Genomic DNA, 2538 nt, shown 5'->3' on the forward strand with positions numbered 1-2538 from the left:
GATGATCCCGCCCGATGATCCCGCCCGATGATCCCGCCCGATGATCCCGTCTGGGGGGCGTCCGCCGCCGATCGGTCCGCCCCGTCCAGGCGGTGCAGGCCGGGCATGCGGCGGAATGCGGCATCCGCGCCGGGTCATGGTCAGGCCATGCCGGCGCGGCCCTTGGCCAGTTGCTGCTCCACCAGCGTCGCCAGCCAGGAGGCGCCAATCGGCAGGATCTCGTCGTTGAAGTCGTAGCAGGGGTGATGCAGCAGCGGATCATGATCGCCGCGGGCCGCGCCGAGCATCAGGTAGGCGCCGGGCCTGGCCTCCAGCATGAAGGCGAAGTCCTCGCCGCCCATCGTTGGGGCGGCCATTTCCCGCACCTGGTCGTGGCCGGCGACGGCGCGGGCGGCGTTCACGGCCAACTCCGTCGCGTCCGGATCGTTCACCGTCGCCGGCGCGTGGCGGCGGAACGCCAGGTGCGCCGTCGCGCCGAAACTGGCGGCGATGCCGCTGACCAGCCGGTTCATGCCGGATTCGATCTGGTCGCCGATGTCGGGGCGGAACCAGCGGGCGGTGCCCTTCATGACCACCCGTTCCGGCAGAATATTGGATGCCTCGCCGCCGGCGATGCTGCCGACGGAGACCACGCCGGCGCCGTTCGGGTCGATCGACCGCGCGACGATCGTCTGCAGCGCGTTGACGATCTGCACGGCAACGACGATGGTGTCGACGCCCTGGTGCGGGAACGCCGCGTGGCTGCCCTTGCCGGTGACGGTGATCTCGAAGAACGCCACCGCCGCCATGACCGGGCCGCTGCGCCAAAGAAACGTCCCGGTCCTGGCCTGCGGCCAGTTGTGCAGGGCGTAGATCGCCTGCATCGGGCAGCGCCGGAACAGACCGTCCCGCACCATCCGCTCGGCGCCGCCTTCGAATTCCTCGGCGGGCTGGAACACCAGGTACACCGTGCCGTCGAAGTTACGAGTCTCCGCCAGGTATTTCGCCGCGCCCAGCAGCATCGCGGTGTGGCCGTCATGGCCGCAGGCGTGCATCACGCCGGGATGGCGGCTGGCATGCGGCAGCCCGGTCTCCTCCTGCATCGGCAGCGCGTCCATGTCGGCGCGCAGGCCGATGGCGCGAGCCGAGCGGCCGGCACGGACCACGCCGATAACGCCGTGCGTGGCCAGGCCGGTGATGATTTCGTCGGTGCCGAATTCCGCGAGCCTTTGCCGCACCACGGCCGATGTGCGGCTTTCCTGCATCGACAGTTCGGGATGCGCGTGGAAATCCCGCCGCCAGGCGGTCATCTCATTGTGCAGCGCGGCGATGCTGTTGACGATGGGCATGGCGTTCCCCAATGGCATTCCCCTGGCAGGCTCAGCCATCGTCGCACGGACGGAAGGTCAGCGACAATCCGGTCGCCAGCGGGATCGGCTCCACCCCCAGTTGCGCCCGCATCGGGGTTATGTCGAACGCCTTGTCCTCCAGCAGGCGGCGGATCTCGGCCGGTTCCACCGTCGGCAGCCCACGGAAATGCCGGGTCAGCCGGGCCGCCAGGATCAGCGGCGCGGCAGGGACGGACAGGATCGTCGGCGGCCGCAGCCCGGCGGCGGCGGCCACGGCGTGGACGAAATCGGCATAACGCACTGGCTCCGGCCCCGCGACCACCAGGGTGTCCGGCCGCGGCCAGTCCCGCGCCAGCGCCGCGCGGATGCAGCGCACCACGTCCGACTGGTGAATCGGCTGCACCAGGAAGCGCCCGCCGCCGGGCAGCGGCAGGATCCGCAGGCGGCGCAACAGGGCGGCGAGGCGCTGCACGTTGTTCTCGCCCTGCGCGCCGTAGATCATCGTCGGGTGCAGCATCACGCCCAGGCGGCCCGAGGCGAGCAGCGCGCCCTCGCCGGCCAGCACGCCGTTGCCGTGGGCGTCCGGCCAGCGCGTGAACTTGCGCGTGCTGCCCAGCAGAACCAGCCGGGCGGACACCGGTGCCGCCGCCAGGATCGCGGCGGTGTGGCGGGCGTGGGCGCAGGAGACGATGCGGGTCGCGTCCGACAGCGCGGCCCGCAGCGCCTCGGGCTGCCGCAGGTCGGCCGGCCGCACCTGGCCGTCCAGCCCCGCTTCCGCCCATTTCGCCGGGTTGCGCACCACCGGCACCACCGGGATGGCGTCATCGAGCAGGCTTCGGCACAGCGTCAGGCCGGTGCGGCCGGAGGCGCCAATCACGTGTACAGCGTCGGTCATGCGCGGTGAAACGCACAATCCAGGGGATGAAACAAGCCTCTCGCCTCGATCGGCCGCTTCGCCTGGCGTGTCCCGGCCATCTGCGCCCAGGCGGCGGGGGTGGATGGGCAGGACGCGCCCTATGGGATGCACAGATTTCGGAAACGGTCCGCTGCAGCCGTGGCTCATACTGTCATCGCTGGTGCTGGTTTCACCGGCGGCAATCAAGCGGACACGGAGTTACACAATGTTTGCACGGAGTTGCACGGAGGAAGTGGATATTGCGCTTCGCGCGAAGCGCCTGAAATCATCGAAGCCGCCACAGGAGCGACCAGG

At 70.4% G+C, this 2538-nt stretch carries 2 protein-coding genes; both read right to left on the bottom strand.

From position 1 onward, the window contains the following. Nucleotides 1-140: 140 nt before the first annotated feature. Nucleotides 141-1328, bottom strand: a complete 1188-nt coding sequence (locus tag CCS01_RS00175; protein WP_104516832.1) for a M20 aminoacylase family protein — start codon at nucleotides 1326-1328, stop codon at nucleotides 141-143. Nucleotides 1329-1359: 31 nt separating this feature from the next. Then, nucleotides 1360-2223, bottom strand: coding sequence for an SDR family oxidoreductase (locus tag CCS01_RS00180; protein ID WP_104516833.1), 864 nt, complete (start codon nucleotides 2221-2223; stop codon nucleotides 1360-1362). Between the last annotated feature and the right edge of the window lie 315 nt (nucleotides 2224-2538).

The sequence above is a fragment of the Rhodopila globiformis genome (genome assembly GCF_002937115.1).
GTDB lineage: Bacteria > Pseudomonadota > Alphaproteobacteria > Acetobacterales > Acetobacteraceae > Rhodopila > Rhodopila globiformis.